Consider the following 17,300-nt stretch of genomic DNA (forward strand, 5'->3'; position numbering starts at 1 on the left):
GCCGGCGGCATCCGGCACAATGGGAGGCATGCGCGCCGCCTTCCCCTCCGCCCCCGCCGAAGCCCTGGATCCGCGGGCACGGAAGATGCTCGTCTTCGAAATCCTCATTGTGCTGGGACTGTCGCTGGGCAGATCCGGGGTGTACGCCGTCGTCGAACTCCTGGAGAAGGCCTCCAAGGGCCCGCTGGAGGGGCAGACAACCACCCTGAATCCGGTGCTGGACGAGAGCCCCTGGTTCGATCTGACCTATCAGCTGCTGGGGATCTTCTTCTCGCTGCTGCCGGTGGCCCTGGTGCTGTTCCTGCTGACCGAACCGGGCAAGAGCGCGTTCCGGCGCCTGGGCTTCACCTTCGCCAAGCCGGTGCGCGACTTCGCGCTGGGTTTCGGGCTGGCCGCCGTCATCGGCGCCGGAACCCTGGGCGTGTACGCCGCGGGCCGGGCGCTGGGCATCACCACGGCGCTGGTGCCTGCCGCGCTGGACACCTACTGGTGGACCCTGCCGGTGCTGATCCTCTCCGCGCTGCGGCATGCGGTGCTGGAGGAGGTCATTGTGGTGGGCTACCTCTTTATCCGGCTGCGGCAGCTGGGCTGGGGCACCCCGGCGATCATCCTCACCAGCGCCCTGATCCGCGCCAGCTACCACCTGTACCAGGGGATCGGGCCCGGGATCGGGAACTTCCTGATGGGACTGCTCTTCGGCTACGCCTACACCAAAACGAAACGGGTGATGCCGCTGGTGATCGCGCACGCGCTGGTGGACATCGCCGGCTTTGTCGGGTTTGCCCTGTTCGGTTCGGCGATCGGCATCGGCGACTGACCCCTCGTGCCGCCGGGGCCCGGGCCGCCCGCCGCGCTAGGATCTCCGGATGAGCGAATCGGCGCAGACAACTGACTTCCACGCCCTGCAGTTGTGGTCGGGCACCCTGTTTTCGGGCCGGCACATCCGTTTCCGCGAACTGCAGGACGCCGACCTTCCGGAACTGTGTTCCTGGTGGAACAACCCGTTCCAATCGGTGCTGCAGCAGGAGCGGACAACTCTGCGTCCTCCGGAAGCCCTCGCGTCAATGTTCGCCGCCTGGAGCAAGAACGACGCGCCATCGGGATTCGGCTACAGCATCATTGATGCGGACGGCGCACTGGCCGGGCACGTCAGCGCGTGGGGATTGTCGGTACCGGAACGCATCGCCACCATGGCCATCATCATCGGCCCGGATTTCCAGGGCCGGGGCATCGGCCGGGAAGCGCTGCAGCTGGCTCTCCGCCTGGCCTTCGATGAACTCGGCGCCCATAAGGTGGAATTGCAGACATGGTCCTACAACGACAGGGCAATCCGGCTGTACTCCTCCCTCGGGTTCACCATCGAAGGTTGCCGCCGCGCCGCCGTCTTCCACCGCGGCAGCTTCCAGGACCAGATCCTGATGGGACTCCTGGCCGAGGAATACCGTGCTGCACCGGAACCGGACGACGTGGGCGCATCCACCAACCAGCAGGAAGAAACCGCTTCGTGACTCTGACAACCCGCTGGGGAGCGGACCTCGATCCGGACTCCGTGCTGCAGGACTATCCCCGTCCCCAGCTGGTCCGGGACAGCTACCTGAACCTCAACGGCTACTGGCAATACGCCATCACCTCGGCACGCCGCGAACAGCCGCCGGCCGACGGCGAATGGGACGGGGAGATCCTGGTTCCGTTCTCGCCCGAGGCGCCGCTCTCCGGCGTGAACCGCCAGCTTCAGCCCCAGCAGTTCCTTTGGTACCGGCGGACGCTCCGGCTGCCCGCCGGCTTCGCGGGGGAGCGCGTGCTGCTGCATTTCGGGGCCATGGACCAGAGCTGCACCGTCACCGTCAACGGGATCGACGTGGGAGGGCACGACGGCGGCTACCTTCCCTTTTCCCTGGACATCACCGATGCGCTGGCCGCCGGCAGCGGGGACGCCGACGGGTCGATGGATTCCGGCGGGACCGGCGATACCGGGGATTCCGGGGATTCCGGACATTCCGGGGATTCCGCACACGAGCTCGTGGTCCGGGTCCGGGACATCAGCGACACCGGTTACGCCAGCCGGGGCAAGCAGACCCTGGACCGGGGCGGCATTTGGTACACCGCGCAGTCCGGGATCTGGCAGACGGTGTGGCTGGAATCGGTGCCGCGCACGAGCATTTCACAGCTGGTCCTGGTGCCGGACCTGGAATCCGTCTCGGTCACCGTGCTGCTCGACGGCGGCGGGACCGGCTCGGCCGGGACCGGCGCCTCAGCCGGCGCCTCGGCCGGCGCCTCGGCCGGCGCCTCGTCCGCCGCCTCAGCCAGCGCCTCAGCCGGCGGCTTGTCCAGCGGTCACGGCGACCTGCGGGCGGCGATCACCGTGTCCTCCGGCGGGCGCACTGTGGCGGACGCCGTCGTCGTGCCCGGAAAGCCGGTGCGGATTCCGGTGCCGGATCCGCACCTGTGGACGCCGGAGGATCCCTTTCTCTATGACGTGTCGGTGCGCCTGCTCGCCGGATCCGGCGGCGCGGAGATCGACAGCGTGCGCAGCTACACCGGGCTGCGGACCTTCGGCACGGGGCCGGATGCTGCCGGGCACACCCGGCTGCTGCTCAACGGGCGCCCGTACTTCCACGCCGGGCTGCTGGACCAGGGGTACTGGCCGGACGGGCTGTACACGGCGCCGTCCGACGAGGCACTGGCCTACGACATTGAAGCCGCCAAGGATCTTGGCTTCACGATGCTGCGCAAGCACATCAAGATCGAACCGCTGCGCTGGTATTACCACTGCGACCGGCTGGGCATGCTGGTCTGGCAGGACCTGGTCAACGGCGGCCGCTCATACCGGCACGCCGTCGTGACCGCCCCTGCCGTGGGGATGCCGCACCGCGACGACGGCGATTACGCAGCTTTCGGGCGTGCGGATGAGCAGGGCCGGGCGGAGTTCCGTGCCGAGCTGCGCGGGACGGTTGAACTGCTGCGCAACTGCACCTCAATAGCGGTCTGGGTGCCGTTCAACGAAGGCTGGGGCCAGTTCGACGCCAACGCCGCCACGCAGCTGCTGCGCGGGCTGGATCCCACGCGGAGCATCGACCATGCCAGCGGCTGGCATGACCAGGGCGGGGGAGACCTCAAGAGCGTGCACGTGTACTTTGTGCCGTTTCGGCTGCGCAAGGGCTGGCTGCGGGACGGACGCGCCGTCGTGCTCTCCGAATACGGCGGATACAGTCTGCGCGTGCCGGGCCACACCTTCAACGACAAGGAGTTCGGCTACCGGCGGTTCAAGACCCGGGACGCCCTGCGGAAGGCCTACGCAAAGCTGCACCGGAAGCAGATCGAACCCGCGGTGGAAGAGGGCCTGGCCGCCACCGTGTACACCCAGCTCACCGATGTGGAGGACGAGGTGAACGGGCTGCTCACCTATGACCGGCGCGTGGTGAAGATCGACGCCGGAACGGTCCGCGGGCTCAACGAGCGGCTGATCAGGGCGGCTGGGGCTGCTGGGGCCGGTCGGGGCTAGCCGGCCGGATCGGCGGGCGGGAGATCCGGGCCTCGGACGAAACCCTCCGGCCTGTGGCGTTCCCTCCGCTGCGCAGCGGAGGGAATGCCACAAAGCGGAGGGAATCAGCGGTGGCGGGATTGGGGCAGTCCAGCCCGGACCAGACGCTGCACCAAACCCTCCGGGTGTTGGGGTGGCCGGGTGATGTCATTCCAAGACCAGCGGACAAATCCCACGCCGGTGGCCCGAATAGCGTCTTCCCGGCGTTTCTCCCGGACGAGCGTGTCCCACGCCGGTGCACGGCTCTCTTTGCCGCGTCCGTATTTCACTGCGCCGTCGAACTCCCCGGCGAGCCTGTGCTCGGGCCAGTAGAAGTCGGTACGGAACCGGCCTGACGAGGTGTCGAATCCGTGCTGGAGCTCAGGCTCCGGGAAACCATGCAGATGCAGCACAGCCCGCGAATAGGACTCACCGGCTGACTCGGAGAGCACCTGCGCGAAGTCGATAACCCGCTGAGCCCGGAGCCGTTTGGTGCGGCCAGGCAGCTGCTCCGCCAACTCCCGAAGGTGCTCTTTCCTCAGACCGGGAAGACTGCGAACGGGATCCGGCCGCAGCACATGGTCCATGGCCGGGACTGCACGTTCAAAGTTCAGATAGGCAGCCATGTCCAGGACGGTGTGTGCTCGGGACGTCAGGGGGACCCCGTCCCACGTGGTGACAGGTTCCAGCAGCCGGCGCTCAGCCCAGCGGAGATCCCCGCGGCGCCTGCCATGCGTGGGATGAACGGCCAGCAACAGTACTTCGGGCGATTTCCCAATCACGGGCAATCCCCAAATAACTGCCGCGGATTGTTGGATAAGGATGCGCTGCCCCGGTACCTGTTCCACGGCGGCCCGGATACGTGCCCGCTCCCGCTCCCAAGGAGGCAGGTTCAGCCAGTCGTCCGCCTGAATGTAGACACCGGGCCGGAGTCGGACAAGTTTGCCCGATCGGCACCTCAGCGCCAGGGAACGCCGGTCCGTACCGTGGGCTGCGGCAGCGGCTGAGAATATGAGTGCAGGGTCCATGCCTCAAGGCTGGACGGGCGGCGGACGGCCCGCGAGGGCAGGACTCCCCGTTGTGGACAACCCTCCGGTTAGGGAGAATCCCGCCATTGCGCAGCGGAGGGATCAGGAGAACTAGATCTCGACTGAACCGTTGGCCGTGTTGAAGGTGACGGACATGATGCCGGGGGTTCCCTTGGGCGAAATCCAGGTCACGCCCACATTTTCCAGCGGTTCCTCGACCGGGGTGCCCAGCCACTGGGTCACGCGCTCGGCCGACCCGGCGATGGTCAGCGAGTCCAGCTTCACGGAGCCCGGCATGCCGGGCAGGGCGGCCGAAGGGTGCAGCGGCTCGGTGCCGTCGTCCCAGCGCAGCATGTACGGCACCTGGGGGTCGGCGATCAGGCCGTTGATGCCGATCTGCTGCCAGGTCAGTTCCTGGCCGTCGGGAAACTTCCGGTTTCCGGGCACCGACTCGCGGCCCAGACGCGCTTCAAAGGGTGAAAGGTCGTCCACGGCTACGCACCAGCCCATCCAGCCGCCGCCGCATTCGGAGCGCTGGCGCACGGCCTGGCCGAAGGGCGCCTTGTCCGACACCGGATGGTTCAGGGCCTCGACCACCTCGACATATTGGTGGTTGGCCAGGGGGAGAATCATGTTGCGGGTGCCGAAGCGAGGATGCACACCGCCCTTGACGAAGTCCGCTCCCAGAGCGGAAGCAATCCTCTCGGTAGTGGCCAAAAGACCGTCGGATTCACAGGCATAAGAAACATGGTCCAAGCGCATGCGGCCCATAATGGCACGTTGTGACCGACCTCACGACCAAGGCTGGCCTAAGTCGTCAAATGGGCAGGTTTGAGCTGCAGATGTTCCGCCGGCGGCCTCATCCTGCGCCCGGTGCCGGACCACGGGAGTGCTGCGGATGCCCTAATTCTTGATCCTGTCCCGCATCCGGCACGGCCACCCGAACCCGCAGGGAAATGATCCGTCACAGAGGTTGCGGGCTTCGGGGTTATCCGTTTTCATTGGGGGAATAGGTCATGAGTGCCAGCAGATAGCCCCGGCTTGCTGGCCGGCAACCCTCCAACCGCGGTGGGGTGCCCCGGGTGAAGACCTGGCTGTACGTCAGAGGACGTACGGCAAGCGCGGGTCACACGTGGCTGCCGGCTACCTTCGGGGCCGGAAGTCTCGGTGCGGCCCCTGGTATAGGGAGCACGCCATGTCAGGAAACTGGTCATTCGAAACCCGTCAGATCCATGTGGGACAGGAGCCCGACGCCGTCACCGGCGCCCGCGCGCTGCCCATCTACCAAACCACCTCGTTCGTCTTTCCCAGCGCCGAGGCTGCGGCCAACCGGTTTGCGCTGGCTGAGCTGGAGCCGATCTACACCCGCATCGGCAACCCCACCCAGGAAGCGGTGGAAAAGCGCATCGCTTCCCTGGAGGGTGGGCTCGGGGCGCTGCTGCTCGCGTCCGGGCAGGCCGCGGAGACCGTCGCGATCCTCAATCTGGCCGAGGCCGGAGACCACATCGTCGCCAGCCCCAGCCTGTACGGCGGCACCTACAACCTGTTCAAGCACACCCTGAAAAAGTTCGGCATCGCCGTGACGTTCGTGGCGGATCCGGACAACCTGGAGCAGTGGCGCGCCGCCGTGCAGCCCAACACCAAGGCCTTCTTCGGGGAAGTGGTCTCCAACCCGCGCCAGGACGTGCTGGACCTCGAAGGCATCAGCGCCGTCGCGCACGAGGCCGGAGTGCCGCTGATCGTGGACAACACGCTCTCCACGCCCTACCTGATCCGGCCCATCGAATGGGGTGCGGACATCGTGGTGCACTCGGCCACGAAGTACCTGGGCGGGCACGGCAACTCGATCGCCGGCGTCATCGTGGATTCGGGCAACTTCGACTTCGGCGCCGATCCGGAGAAATTCCCCGGCTTCAACACCCCGGATGAGAGCTACAACGGGCTGGTCTACGCCCGCGACCTCGGCGCCAACGGCCTTTTGGGCGCCAACCTCGCCTACATCCTCAAGGCCCGGGTGCAGCTGCTCCGCGACCTCGGACCGGCCGTCTCCCCGTTCAACGCGTTCCTGATTGCCCAGGGCCTGGAGACGCTGAGCCTGCGGATGGACCGTCACGTCGCCAACGCCGTGGCCGTCGCGAACTGGCTCGAAGCGCACGACGACGTCATCTCCGTCGCGTACGCCGGCCTGGAATCCAGCCCGTGGTACGAACGCGGGCGCAAGTACGGGCCGCGCGGCACCGGTGCCATTGTTTCCTTCGACATCACCGGCGGCATTGAGGCGGGGAAGCGCTTCGTGGATGCCCTCGAGCTGCACTCCCATGTGGCCAACGTGGGCGACGTGCGCTCGTTGGTGATCCATCCGGCGTCGACCACGCACAGCCAGCTCGGGGCCGAGGCGCAGCTCGCTGCCGGTGTCAGCCCCGGACTGGTCCGGCTGTCGGTGGGGATTGAGCACGTTGATGACATCATCGCCGACCTCGACGCCGGCTTCCGCGCCGCCAAGGGAGCGTAGCGGTTAGCGTGGCAGTGCCTTCACCCCGGAACACCGTCCTTTCCGGTTCCACCGCGTCCGATTCGGCTGCGCCGTTGAGCGTTCCGACGGCGCCGCAGCACCCCACCCCGGCCCCGGACGGGGTGCTGCTCCACGCCAAGATCGGTAGCCTGGAGCTGGAAACCGGCGGGCGCCTGCCCCAGGTTTCCCTCGCCTATGAGACGTGGGGGCAGCTGAACGACGACGCCTCCAACGCCGTCCTGATCTGCCACGCCCTCACCGGCAGCACCCACGTGGCCCGGGGGGATTCCGAGGAGGACGGCTGGTGGGACACCCTGGTGGGTCCCGGAAAAACCGTCGACACCAACCGGTTTTACGTCGTCTCGATCAACATGCTCGGCGGCTGTTACGGATCCACCGGGCCGTCCTCGGCTGATCCGCAGGGCCTGCCCTGGGGCTCGCGCTTTCCGTTTGTCACGGTCCGCGACTCGGTCCGCGCCGAGGCGCGGCTGGCGGACCTGCTCGGCATCCGGAGCTGGCACACGGTGCTGGGCGGCTCGCTCGGCGGGGCGCGGGCCCTGGAGTGGGCCGTCACCGAACCCGCCCGGGTGCGGCGCTGCGCCGTGATCGCGTGCACGGCGGCCAGCTCCGCGGAACAGATTGCCTTTGGCCAGGCGCAGCTCGAAGCCATCCGGCTGGATCCGCATTTCAACGGCGGTGATTACTACAACGGCAGGACGCCGGCGGCCGGGCTGGGCCTGGCCCGGCGCATCGCGCACATCACCTACCGCTCGGAGCCGGAACTGGAATACCGTTTCGGGCATGAACCGCAGCCGCAGGAGGATCCGTTGGGATCTGCCCTGTCGGCGGGCCGGGGACGCTATGCCGTGGAGAGCTACCTGGACCATCAGGCCCGGAAGCTCGTGGACCGGTTCGACGCCAACAGCTACCTGGTGCTGACCGAAGCACTGATGAGCCACGACGTCGCCCGCGGCCGCGGACCGCTGGAGCAGGCCCTGGCCGGCGTCACCGCCGAGTTCTTCATTGCCGCCGTGGACTCGGACCGGCTCTACTTTCCGCAGCAATCCGAGGTTCTGGCCGCGGCCTTGCCCGGAGACACAACGGTGCACATGATTTCCGCTCCCATCGGCCACGACGGGTTCCTGACCGACGTCGAGCAGCTTGGAGTGCCGCTGCGCCAGCGGTTCTTCGGGCCGGCCTGATCCCGCGGGGCGCACTGCTCTTGCCAAGCCGGGCCGGCCATGGCAGAACAGGGTGTCATGGAAGAGCAACGTCATGGGTGATTCGATCCGGGTGTCGGCCCAGGCCCAGTGTGCCCCGGCGGACCTCTGGCACGCGCTGGTGGACAACCGGGCCGTGTGGTGGCCGGAAATGGACTTCACCGCCAGCCCCGGAGCTCCGCTCACCGAGCGTCCGGCGGAGCACCCGCACGGCGCCGGGTACGACGGCGGTGGTGGCGGCGGCGATGACGACGACGGCGGCGGCTTCGTTGGTGGCGGCGTTGCCGGCGTCGGGGGCGGCGTCCCCGGGGCCGAGCAGCGGGCGACGGGAACTGTGCTGGCCGTGGCCCGGGATCGGCTTCTGTCCTTCCGCTGGACCAAACCCGGCTGGAACGCCCACACCGTCGTGAGCTTCCTGCTCGATGCCGTACCCGGGCCGGACGCGGAAACGGACTACACCGATGTCGTGATCACCGAAAGCGGCCTCGGCATCCTGACAGCCGGCGAGGAGGTGGCCCGGATCCACACGGAGGACTGGGCCGACCATCTCGCCGCCCTCATCCGGCTGGCCGAAGAAGCAGTAGCGGGCTGAACTGGCAAGGACTTCTACCTATTTTCGATGCAAACATTTTGACGGAGAAATTTTGCAGATTTCAGGGCACCTCACCTCGCGCTTGAGACAGTGTAAGATACCGATAGCGCCAGAGGTCAATTGGTAAGACGCCCGCCTTCAAACGGCATTTTTGAAGAGCCTCTTTAGAGCGGGAGAAGTGCGTTCAACTCGCACCTGGCGCACATGTCTATGGGGTTAGTTCTGAGGAGCAGTCGCGGACGCAAGTTGTTTAAGATGATGGTTGGTCAAAATAACCACTTTCTGATTACGATCTGTGTAGGGCTCGACGCCGTTGAGCGGGGCGTAGCCACGTTGCCCGGCAAATTTCGGACGTCGTGGAGCCCAAAGGATAAGCAGGCATCTAGTCGTCGGAGTCGAGATTTTGCGATAAAGGCGACGCTTATCTGGCTTTGTGACGCTGTTGATGCTTACTTACGAACTGGGCTGGAGGAGCCTTCTCTGTTCCCGCAGTCTTTGCGTGACAAGATCGAGTCAGCACGAAGTAACGACAAGACTGGCGTCAGTGACAGGTTGCAGATAGTTTCGCAACACGCAAATCTATCTGAGAGCGACGCGTACTATCTCACTCAGGTAGCCCTTGTCTGGCGAAACCGTGTGACGCACTACAAGCCAAGAAATCGCGTTGCATCCCTCCACGTGAAAGCGTTGATGAAAGACGCGGAGTCAATACGTGAAGGGTATCAGGGCCTTGATGTTGTTCGCCTGATCGAGCATGCAGAAAAGGCAGAACCCGAGGCGCCGACCTTCAAGGAGATAACCGCTCTTATTCGTGCTGCGCACCGTCTTATTCAAGATCTTGATGAGAAACTCATAGATGGGATGGATATGGACGCCTATCTCCAGCAACTTATTGTGGGCTATGTTAGGGCCGAAGATGTTGATGACCAGGTCAAACGATCTGGAACGCGCATAACCCGTGTTCAGAATATCTGGGGTAAGCAAGACTCCACCGCGTCTGATGGTAGGCAGTCTTCTCGTCGTGCTTCTGCCCTAATTCAGGTGGGCCTGAACGGCGGTATGGCCCCCGTGCGGGACGGAGATTCGAATGGCACGTCCGTCCAGTTATTGGATGAACTCGTCATTCTCAGCCCTGCCGAAGTCTTCAAACGATTTGTTGAAATAGATGAGGTAGGGGAGTAGTTAGCCTTCCTCTCAACCTTTGAGTCACTCTTCCGACTTTTGAAGGCTCAGCCCAACAGCGAGTGCCGAACTGGCTGGCTGCCGCCTGCTTCGTCGGCTGCAAGTGGATCGGTCCAGTATTAGCTGACGACGCCCTCGTCGGTTTTGATCCTGGCCGAGGCCGGTCAGTCCGCCGAACCCGGCGGCATGCCCTGCCCGCCGAACATCGGTCCGGCGTCGGGACGCTTGGCGGCAATTCCGTCGCCGGAGGACCGGTGGCGGACCCGGCGCACCACCCACGGCATGAAGTACTCGCGGGCCCAAGAAAGATCCTCGGTGCGGGCCGTCCGCCAGTTCTTGGCCTGCAGCGGTTTCGGTTCCGAGGGCTCCAGGGTGTGCGCGACGGCGAGCGTGTCCAGCACCATCATCGCAATGGTGTGATGGCCCAGCGGTGAAAAGTGCAGCCGGTCCGGTGCCCACATTTCCCGGTTGCTCAGCTCACGCAGCGCCCACATGTCCGCGATCACGACGTCGCGGCGGGCGGCGATGGTCCGGAGGTTTTCGTTGTAGACGGCCACCCGTGCCCGGACGCTGCCGAGCACCGGGGTGGTGCCCAGGTCCGGGCCGGTGAAGAGGACCACCGTGGCCCCGCTGCCGGCCAGCCGGGCGATTGCCGCGTCCATCTTTTCGGCGAGCTTGTCCGGATCGCCGCCGGGGCGGATCACGTCGTTGCCGCCGGCGCAGATGGTCACCAGGTCCGGCCGCAGGTCCAGCGCCGGTTGCAGCTGTTCTTCAATGATCTTGTTCAGCAGCCGTCCGCGGATGGCAAGGTTGGCGTAGGCGAAGTTGTCCCGGTCGCGCGCCAGCTCCTCGGCCACCCGGTCAGCCCAGCCGCGATGTCCGCCGGGGCTGTCCGGATTCGGGTCGCCAATCCCTTCGGTGAAGGAATCTCCGAGGGCAACAAACCGGTGCCACGGGTGCGGCGAATCAGCTTCGGCTACGCTCAGCGGATCAGTTCCGGGATCGTTCACCCGGGCGCTTGGCGCTGCTGCAATGGCGGCCGCGGCGGCTGCCGTCGACGAGGGAAGGAAGCTGTCCTGAGGATGCGATGGAGAAGTCACGGCTCCATCCTGCCAAGCGGGACCCCGGCTACGCGACCGTAGGTTCCGGAAGCGGCCGTGCCAAAATGAATGTCATGCCTACAACAGCTCCCTGGAATCCCACTGTCCTTTGGTCCAAGCCGGAAGCCGAGCGTGCCGGAACGCCGCTGCTCGTCCTCTTCCACGGCTACCTCGCCAACGAGGAAGACTTGATGGGGTTGGCGGACTATCTGCCCTCCGAGTTCACGATCGTCTCGGTCCGTGCACCGCAGGCCCAGGGCCCGGGTTACACCTGGTTCCCGCTCATGAGCGACGGTGATTTCTCCGTGCAGCGCGTGGTGGATGCCGTGCGCGATGTCTCCGACTGGCTGGACAGTGTCCGGGGCGAGCACAGCAGCGTCTCGCTGCTGGGCTTCTCGATGGGCATGGCAGTGGCGAGCACGCTGCTGCGGCACCGCCCCGCCGACTTTGCCGCCGTCGTCGGGCTTTCCGGGTTCGTGGTGCCGTCGGAGGGCAATCCGTTCTTCTCCGACGACGACCTCGCCGCCGGCGGCGTGCCGTTCTTCTGGGGCCGGGACCAGGCCGATCCGGTGATCGATGCGCCGCGCATCGAGTTCACCCACGCCTGGCTCAACGAGCACACCGCGCTGACCAAGATTCTGTACTCGAACATGGGGCACGGGATCAACATGCAGGAACTCGGGCATGTGAAGGAGTTCCTCACCCATCTGGTGCTCAAGGGCTGAGGCTTCCGCCGGCCCGAGCCTCAACCCGCTCAGACGGCGGTAATCAGCCCTCTTTAACGATGCGGATCGCTTCACCGTTGACCGAGACGATGTCGCCGGGGTGCAGCTGGCGGCCGCGGCGTTCCTCGATCGCGTCGTTGACTTTCACCAGGCCGTCTTCGATGAATTGCTTGGCCTGGATGCCGTCTTCGGCCAGGCTGGCCAGCTTGAGCAGCTGCCCCAGGCGGATCATGTCGTCGCGGATGGGAAGGTCTTGGGGGTCAATAGAACTCATACCTCCATTCTGCCCGACAATGTCCGTCGCCGATTCCGGCAGCGGCTTGGTCCTGCCGTAGGGTTGGTGCGTGCCAAATGCTGTGCGAATCAATCCCCTGATCGGTCTTCCCCTCGCTGTCCTGGCCGGGACGGCCATTCCTGCCCAGGCCCGGGTGAACGGTGCCCTGCGCGAGGAACTCAACGACGGGCTGGCCGCCGCCCTGGTCAGCTTCACCGTGGGGTTGGTGGTCATGATCATCATTTCCGCGGTGCTGCCGCGCGGACGCGCCGGCGCCGCCCAGCTGCTCCCGGCCCTGCGGGAGCGGCGCTTTCCGCGCTACTACGTGCTGGCCGGTGCCATCGGCGGCTACTTTGTGCTCTCCCAGACCCTGACCGTCGCCGTCCTGGGGGTTGCCGTCTTCACGGTGGCCGCCGTCGCCGGCCAGACCATGACCGGGCTGGTGGTGGACCGCCTGGGCATCGGCCCGGCCGGAAAGAAGGCGCTGACGGTGATGCGCGTGGTCGGCGCGGTGCTGACCATAGCCGCCGTCGCCTGGGCGGTGAGCCCCAAACTCAGCGGAGCCTCGGCGGCCTCGGAGCTGCTGCTCCCGGTGCTGCTGCCGCTGACGGCCGGCATGCTGATGAGCTTCCAGCAGGCGATGAACGGCACCACCGGCATGCACTACGGCACGCCCATCACCGCCACCCTGGTCAACTTCATCGCCGGTTCCGCGGTCCTGCTGCTGTTCTGGCTGGCCAAGGTGGCAGTGTCCGGTTTCGGTGAGCCGCTGCCGGGGGAGTGGTACCTGTATCTGGGCGGACCGCTGGGCTGCGTGTTCATCGGGCTGAGTGCCCTGCTGGTGCGCAGCCTGGGTGTGCTGCTGACCAGTCTGGGCATGATCGGCGGCCAGCTGGTCGGGTCACTCCTGCTCGATATTTTCCTGCCCGCGCCCGGCAGCGTGGTGGTGGCGGCCACCGTCCTGGGCACCCTGCTGACACTGGCCGCAATCGTGATCGCCACCCTGCCCTGGAACATGCCGGGCGTCCTGCGCCGCCGCTGAGGCGCCGCCGCTGAGGCGGCCGCCGCTGCGCCCGGACGGCCCGCAACAATGCGGCTTCGGTGCGGCTCACCCCTAGGCTGATGGCGTGACTGCCGCAACGCTGCCCCGGATGGCCGGAGCCTCCCGTCTGCCCCTGGCCGCCGGCCTGCTGCTGGCCCTGCTGGCCGGTCTGGCCGTGCCCGTGCAGGCCCGCGCCAACGGCGCGCTCGGCGCCCGGATGAATGACAGCCTGGGGGCCGCCCTGGCCAGCATCGCCGTCGGGCTGGTCTGTATCGGGCTGGTGACCGTCCTGCTGCCCTCCGGCCGGGCCGGTGCCCGCCAGTTCCTTCCGGCCCTGCGCGAGCGCCGTTTTCCCCGCTGGTATGTCCTCGCCGGCGGCATTGGCGGCTACTTCGTCCTCACCCAGTCCCTGACGGTGGGCCTGCTGGGCGTTGCTGTCTTCACCGTCGCCACCGTGGCGGGGCAGACCCTGACCGGGCTGCTGGTGGACCGGATCGGCATGGGCCCGGCCGGGCGCAAACCGGTGACTGCGGCGCGCGCGGCGGGCGCGGTCCTGACCATCGCCGCCGTCGCCTGGGCGCTGAGCCCGAAGCTCGACGGCGGATCGCCGGCTGACCTGCTGCTCCCGGTCCTGCTGCCCCTGACCGCAGGAATGCTGATCAGTTTCCAGCAGGCGATGAACGGCACCACCAGCGTTCAGTACGGCACTTCGCTGACCGCCACTCTGGTGAACCTGGTGGTCGGCACCGCGGTCCTCCTGATCTGCTGGCTGGTCAAGTCGGCCCTGTGGGGTTTCGGCGGTGCCCTGCCGACGGAATGGTATCTGTACCTGGGCGGCCCGCTGGGCGTTTGCTATGTCGGGCTGGGCGCCATGCTGGTCCGCCATCTGGGGGTGCTGCTGACCGGCCTGGGCATGATCTGCGGGCAGCTGATCGGCTCGCTGCTGCTGGACGCGGTGCTGCCCGCGGCGGGATCCGGCGTCGGCGCCGCCACCATCGCCGGGACCGCCCTGACCCTGGCCGCCATGGTGCTGGCCACCCTGCCGTGGAGCCGGCGCAAAGTGCGCCGATAGCCGGCTTTCGCCGCGCTCACCTTAAGCTGGTAGTTGTAGCTTTTGCCCTCCGCAGTCCCTCACCGTGCAACCTGCCGGTGCATACCGCGGACGGGACCATGAGCGGACCGCACCCAGCGGCCCTGTAAACACGAAAGAACGGCGGTACCATTCCATGGCTTCGACCAAATCCAAGCTGGATCCGATCATCTCCCTCGCCAAGCGCCGGGGGTTCGTCTTCCAGTCGGGTGAGATTTACGGCGGGTCCCGCTCCGCTTGGGACTACGGACCCCTCGGCGTCGAGCTCAAGGAAAACATCAAGAAGCAGTGGTGGCAGCACATGGTCCGCGGCCGCGACGACGTCGTCGGGCTGGATTCCGCCGTCATCCTGCCGCGCCAGGTCTGGGAGGCCTCCGGCCACGTCGAGGTCTTCTCCGACCCGCTGGTCGAGTGCCTGAGCTGCCACAAGCGCTACCGCGCAGACCACCTCGAAGAGGCCTACGAGGAGAAGAAGGGCCACGCGCCGGAAAACGGCCTGGCCGACATTGCCTGCGTCAACTGCGGGACCAAGGGCCAGTGGACCGAGCCGCAGGAATTCTCCGGCCTGCTCAAGACCTTCCTGGGTCCGGTCGCCAACGAAGAGGGCATGCACTACCTGCGCCCGGAAACCGCTCAGGGCATCTTCGTGAACTTCAACAACGTGCTGACCACCTCGCGCAAGAAGCCGCCGTTCGGCATCGGCCAGATCGGCAAGAGCTTCCGCAACGAAATCACGCCGGGCAACTTCATCTTCCGCACCCGCGAGTTCGAGCAGATGGAAATGGAGTTCTTCGTCGAGCCGGGCACCGACGAGGAATGGCACAAGTACTGGATCGAAAACCGGTTCAACTGGTACACCGGCCTGGGCATCGATCCGGAAAACCTGCGCCTCTTCGAACACCCGAAGGAAAAGCTGAGCCACTACTCCAAGGGCACCACCGACGTTGAATACCGCTTCGGCTTCGCCGGTTCCGAGTGGGGCGAGCTGGAGGGCGTCGCCAACCGCACCGACTTCGACCTCGGCACGCACTCCAAGCACTCCGGCACCGACCTGAGCTACTTCAACCAGGCCACCAACGAGCGCTTCACGCCGTACGTGATTGAGCCCGCCGCCGGCCTGACCCGTTCCTTCATGGCGTTCCTGGTGGATTCCTACACCGAGGACGAGGCCCCCAACGCCAAGGGCGGCGTCGACAAGCGCACGGTCCTGAAGCTGGATCCGCGCCTGGCCCCGGTCAAGGCCGCCGTCCTGCCGCTGAGCCGCAACGAGGACCTCTCGCCGAAGGCCAAGGACCTCGCCGCGCAGCTGCGCCGCAGCTGGAACATCGACTTCGACGACGCCGGCGCCATTGGCCGCCGCTACCGCCGCCAGGACGAAATCGGCACCCCGTTCTGCATCACCGTGGACTTCGACACCCTCGAAGACCAGGCCGTGACCGTGCGCGAGCGCGACTCCATGGCGCAGGAGCGGGTGAGTCTGGACAAGGTCGAGGGCTACCTCGCGGAAAGGCTGATTGGCGCGTAATGGCATTGACGTTCCGCCCCTGGCGTGAAGATGACGACCTGGCCCTGAACGAGCTCTGGGGCGACCCGGAAACCGTGCAGGCCGGACAGTTCCGTGCCGTGCTCCGCCCGTCCTCGGACGAGCCGTGGAGCCGGTGCATCGTGGCCGAGGACGACGACATTCCGGTGGCTGCCGGCGTCGTCTACGAAACCTCGCTGCATCCGGACCGGCTGTGGGTGTACGTGGAGGTGGCCCGGGAGAACCGGCGCGCCGGCCTCGGCTCCACCCTGCTGGCCATGCTGCGGGGTGAAGCCGAAATGGCGCCGTCGGGCGTCACCGCCATGCGCGCGAAGGTGGAGCCGGGCTCGTCCGGCGCCGCGTTTGCCGCGGCGGCCGGTTTCTCCCGGATCCAGCGCTCCCGCGTGGTCGTAGTGGAGCCGGGCCGGATCAGCCTGCCCGTGTTCAACGACGACTCCGGTCCGCAGCTGGACGAGGCGGCCACCGGCTCGGTGGAACTGACGCAGGCCGTGGTGGCGTTCTACAACGCCGTGCACGGCTGGGACCGGTCCGAGATGACGCTGGGGCGCGCGCAGCAGATGCTGCTCAACGACGCCACCGGTGCCGCCGGCGCCGTCGTGCTGCGGGATGCGCCCAAGGCGCAGGGCGGGAAGATCGCCGCCTTTGCCGTGAGCTATACGAAGAACCGCACGGACGAGCCGGCCGATGTGTTCCTCGGCTACGATCCCGAGCTGGAGCAGTCAGAGCAGGAGGCGGCGCTGGAATCGCTGCTGGCGCTGCTGACCTACAAGTACCCGGTGCAGCTGGAGGTCGACGAGTCCATGCGGCCCGTGGCCCGGATTGTCCAGGCACTGCTGCACAAGGGTGCCGCCCGCGAAGTCGGCCCGGCGACGGAGATCGTCAGCACCTAGGCCGGGTTTCATCGCGGCGGCTGGATTTCGGAGCTGCCGCAGGCCTGAAACAACGACGACGGCGGGTGCCGGTTCCTTCGGGAGCCGGCGCCCGCCGTCGTTGTGCTTGCGGGGTAGCGGCCCGCGGCTCAGGTCCCTCGGTAGTACAGATGACGGGCCCAATCCGGGTGCCTGCCCTTCGGATGCGCGCCCAGAGTACAGATAACGGGCCTTTCCCAAGTCTCCGACCCATCCGTAGTACAGATAACGGGCCTATTCCGGGCTGAGAAGCCCGTTATCTGTACTTCGAACGATCGACGCATGACCGGGCTGCCCCGAGGCTGTGCACCTGGGGCTCCGCTCGGCACACTCGGCGCGGGCTGGGGCCTTCGGATGCCGGCCGGCGTGTGATGACCGGGTGGCCGGGTGGTGCCGGCACGGGTTCCCAGTCTTTGTGGCGCGTGAGCACTCCCGGGGTCCCACCTGCCTCACCAGGTAACAAAGAGTGGGAACCAATGCGCGGAACCGGCCGCCGCGGCCACCGAGGGCCGTCGCGGGCCGCCGCGGGCCGCCGCGGGAGGAGCCGAGACGCCGAGGTGCACT

General features: G+C 66.7%; 16 protein-coding genes, 1 tRNA gene and 1 riboswitch. Of the genes, 13 read left to right on the forward strand and 4 right to left on the reverse strand.

Annotated features, from left to right (window positions below; all coding sequences use genetic code 11):
• Positions 1 to 28 precede the first annotated feature (28 nt).
• The 3 genes from QNO08_RS05110 to QNO08_RS05120 are packed head-to-tail and all read left to right on the forward strand — an operon-like array spanning position 29 to position 3,502.
• Entirely contained in the window at positions 29 to 817 is a 789-nt protein-coding gene (locus QNO08_RS05110) for a CPBP family intramembrane glutamic endopeptidase (RefSeq protein ID WP_229967401.1), read from the forward strand.
• A 49-nt stretch (positions 818 to 866) separates the two neighbouring features.
• Entirely contained in the window at positions 867 to 1,508 is a 642-nt protein-coding gene (locus tag QNO08_RS05115; RefSeq protein WP_229967403.1) for a GNAT family N-acetyltransferase, read from the forward strand.
• Positions 1,505 to 3,502 (forward strand): glycoside hydrolase family 2 protein, encoded by a 1,998-nt coding sequence (locus tag QNO08_RS05120; protein ID WP_229967405.1) that lies wholly within the window; start codon positions 1,505 to 1,507, stop codon positions 3,500 to 3,502. Before QNO08_RS05115 ends, QNO08_RS05120 begins: the two co-directional genes overlap by 4 nt.
• 104 nt (positions 3,503 to 3,606) lie before the next feature.
• Here QNO08_RS05120 and QNO08_RS05125 read toward each other — a convergent pair whose 3' ends face one another.
• Positions 3,607 to 4,302, reverse strand: coding sequence for a putative endonuclease domain-containing protein (locus QNO08_RS05125; RefSeq protein ID WP_229967407.1), 696 nt, complete (start codon positions 4,300 to 4,302; stop codon positions 3,607 to 3,609).
• A gap of 357 nt (positions 4,303 to 4,659) precedes the next feature.
• The gene (locus QNO08_RS05130; protein WP_229967572.1) at positions 4,660 to 5,310 is read right to left on the reverse strand and encodes a VOC family protein; all 651 of its coding nucleotides are present in this window, start codon (positions 5,308 to 5,310) and stop codon (positions 4,660 to 4,662) included.
• 250 nt (positions 5,311 to 5,560) lie between these two features.
• Positions 5,561 to 5,676, forward strand: a riboswitch (SAM riboswitch).
• 67 nt (positions 5,677 to 5,743) lie between these two features.
• Here QNO08_RS05130 and QNO08_RS05135 point away from each other — a divergent pair.
• The 5 genes from QNO08_RS05135 to QNO08_RS05155 all read left to right on the forward strand — a co-directional run bounded on the left by QNO08_RS05135 (position 5,744) and on the right by QNO08_RS05155 (position 10,054).
• Positions 5,744 to 7,060 carry a bifunctional o-acetylhomoserine/o-acetylserine sulfhydrylase gene (locus QNO08_RS05135; RefSeq protein ID WP_229967408.1) on the forward strand — a complete coding sequence of 439 codons (1,317 nt, stop codon included), beginning with the start codon at positions 5,744 to 5,746 and terminating at the stop codon, positions 7,058 to 7,060.
• 74 nt (positions 7,061 to 7,134) lie between these two features.
• The gene (metX, locus tag QNO08_RS05140; protein ID WP_442860538.1) at positions 7,135 to 8,262 is read left to right on the forward strand and encodes a homoserine O-acetyltransferase MetX; all 1,128 of its coding nucleotides are present in this window, start codon (positions 7,135 to 7,137) and stop codon (positions 8,260 to 8,262) included.
• Between the two features lie 73 nt (positions 8,263 to 8,335).
• Entirely contained in the window at positions 8,336 to 8,872 is a 537-nt protein-coding gene (locus QNO08_RS05145; RefSeq protein ID WP_229967410.1) for an SRPBCC family protein, read from the forward strand.
• 106 nt (positions 8,873 to 8,978) lie between these two features.
• Positions 8,979 to 9,075, forward strand: a tRNA-OTHER gene (locus QNO08_RS05150).
• Positions 9,076 to 9,127: 52 nt separating this feature from the next.
• Positions 9,128 to 10,054, forward strand: coding sequence for a hypothetical protein (locus QNO08_RS05155; protein WP_284155648.1), 927 nt, complete (start codon positions 9,128 to 9,130; stop codon positions 10,052 to 10,054).
• Positions 10,055 to 10,218: 164 nt separating this feature from the next.
• On the opposite strand, the gene QNO08_RS05160 is transcribed toward QNO08_RS05155, so the two are convergent.
• A complete protein-coding gene (locus QNO08_RS05160; protein ID WP_442860539.1) occupies positions 10,219 to 11,064 on the reverse strand; it encodes an SGNH/GDSL hydrolase family protein in 846 nt (281 codons plus the stop codon).
• Between the two features lie 164 nt (positions 11,065 to 11,228).
• Here QNO08_RS05160 and QNO08_RS05165 point away from each other — a divergent pair, with 164 nt between their 5' ends.
• Positions 11,229 to 11,879 carry an alpha/beta hydrolase gene (locus tag QNO08_RS05165; RefSeq protein WP_229967414.1) on the forward strand — a complete coding sequence of 217 codons (651 nt, stop codon included), beginning with the start codon at positions 11,229 to 11,231 and terminating at the stop codon, positions 11,877 to 11,879.
• Between the two features lie 43 nt (positions 11,880 to 11,922).
• Here the strand turns inward: QNO08_RS05165 and QNO08_RS05170 are convergent, their stop codons facing one another.
• Positions 11,923 to 12,153, reverse strand: a complete 231-nt coding sequence (locus QNO08_RS05170; protein WP_229967416.1) for an RNA-binding S4 domain-containing protein — start codon at positions 12,151 to 12,153, stop codon at positions 11,923 to 11,925.
• Positions 12,154 to 12,223: 70 nt separating this feature from the next.
• Between QNO08_RS05170 and QNO08_RS05175 the strand changes: the two genes are divergently transcribed.
• The 4 genes from QNO08_RS05175 (at position 12,224) to QNO08_RS05190 (ending at position 16,718) form a co-directional block, all read left to right on the forward strand.
• Positions 12,224 to 13,195: a DMT family transporter gene (locus tag QNO08_RS05175; RefSeq protein ID WP_229967417.1), complete on the forward strand. Its 972-nt coding sequence runs from the start codon at positions 12,224 to 12,226 to the stop codon at positions 13,193 to 13,195.
• Between the two features lie 109 nt (positions 13,196 to 13,304).
• Positions 13,305 to 14,267, forward strand: coding sequence for a DMT family transporter (locus QNO08_RS05180; RefSeq protein ID WP_229967577.1), 963 nt, complete (start codon positions 13,305 to 13,307; stop codon positions 14,265 to 14,267).
• 154 nt (positions 14,268 to 14,421) lie between these two features.
• Positions 14,422 to 15,810 carry a glycine--tRNA ligase gene (locus tag QNO08_RS05185; RefSeq protein ID WP_229967420.1) on the forward strand — a complete coding sequence of 463 codons (1,389 nt, stop codon included), beginning with the start codon at positions 14,422 to 14,424 and terminating at the stop codon, positions 15,808 to 15,810.
• Entirely contained in the window at positions 15,810 to 16,718 is a 909-nt protein-coding gene (locus tag QNO08_RS05190) for a GNAT family N-acetyltransferase (RefSeq protein WP_229967421.1), read from the forward strand. Before QNO08_RS05185 ends, QNO08_RS05190 begins: the two co-directional genes overlap by 1 nt.
• Positions 16,719 to 17,300 lie beyond the last annotated feature (582 nt).

The sequence above is a fragment of the Arthrobacter sp. zg-Y820 genome (assembly GCF_030142155.1).
In the GTDB taxonomy this organism is placed as follows: Bacteria; Actinomycetota; Actinomycetes; order Actinomycetales; family Micrococcaceae; genus Arthrobacter_B.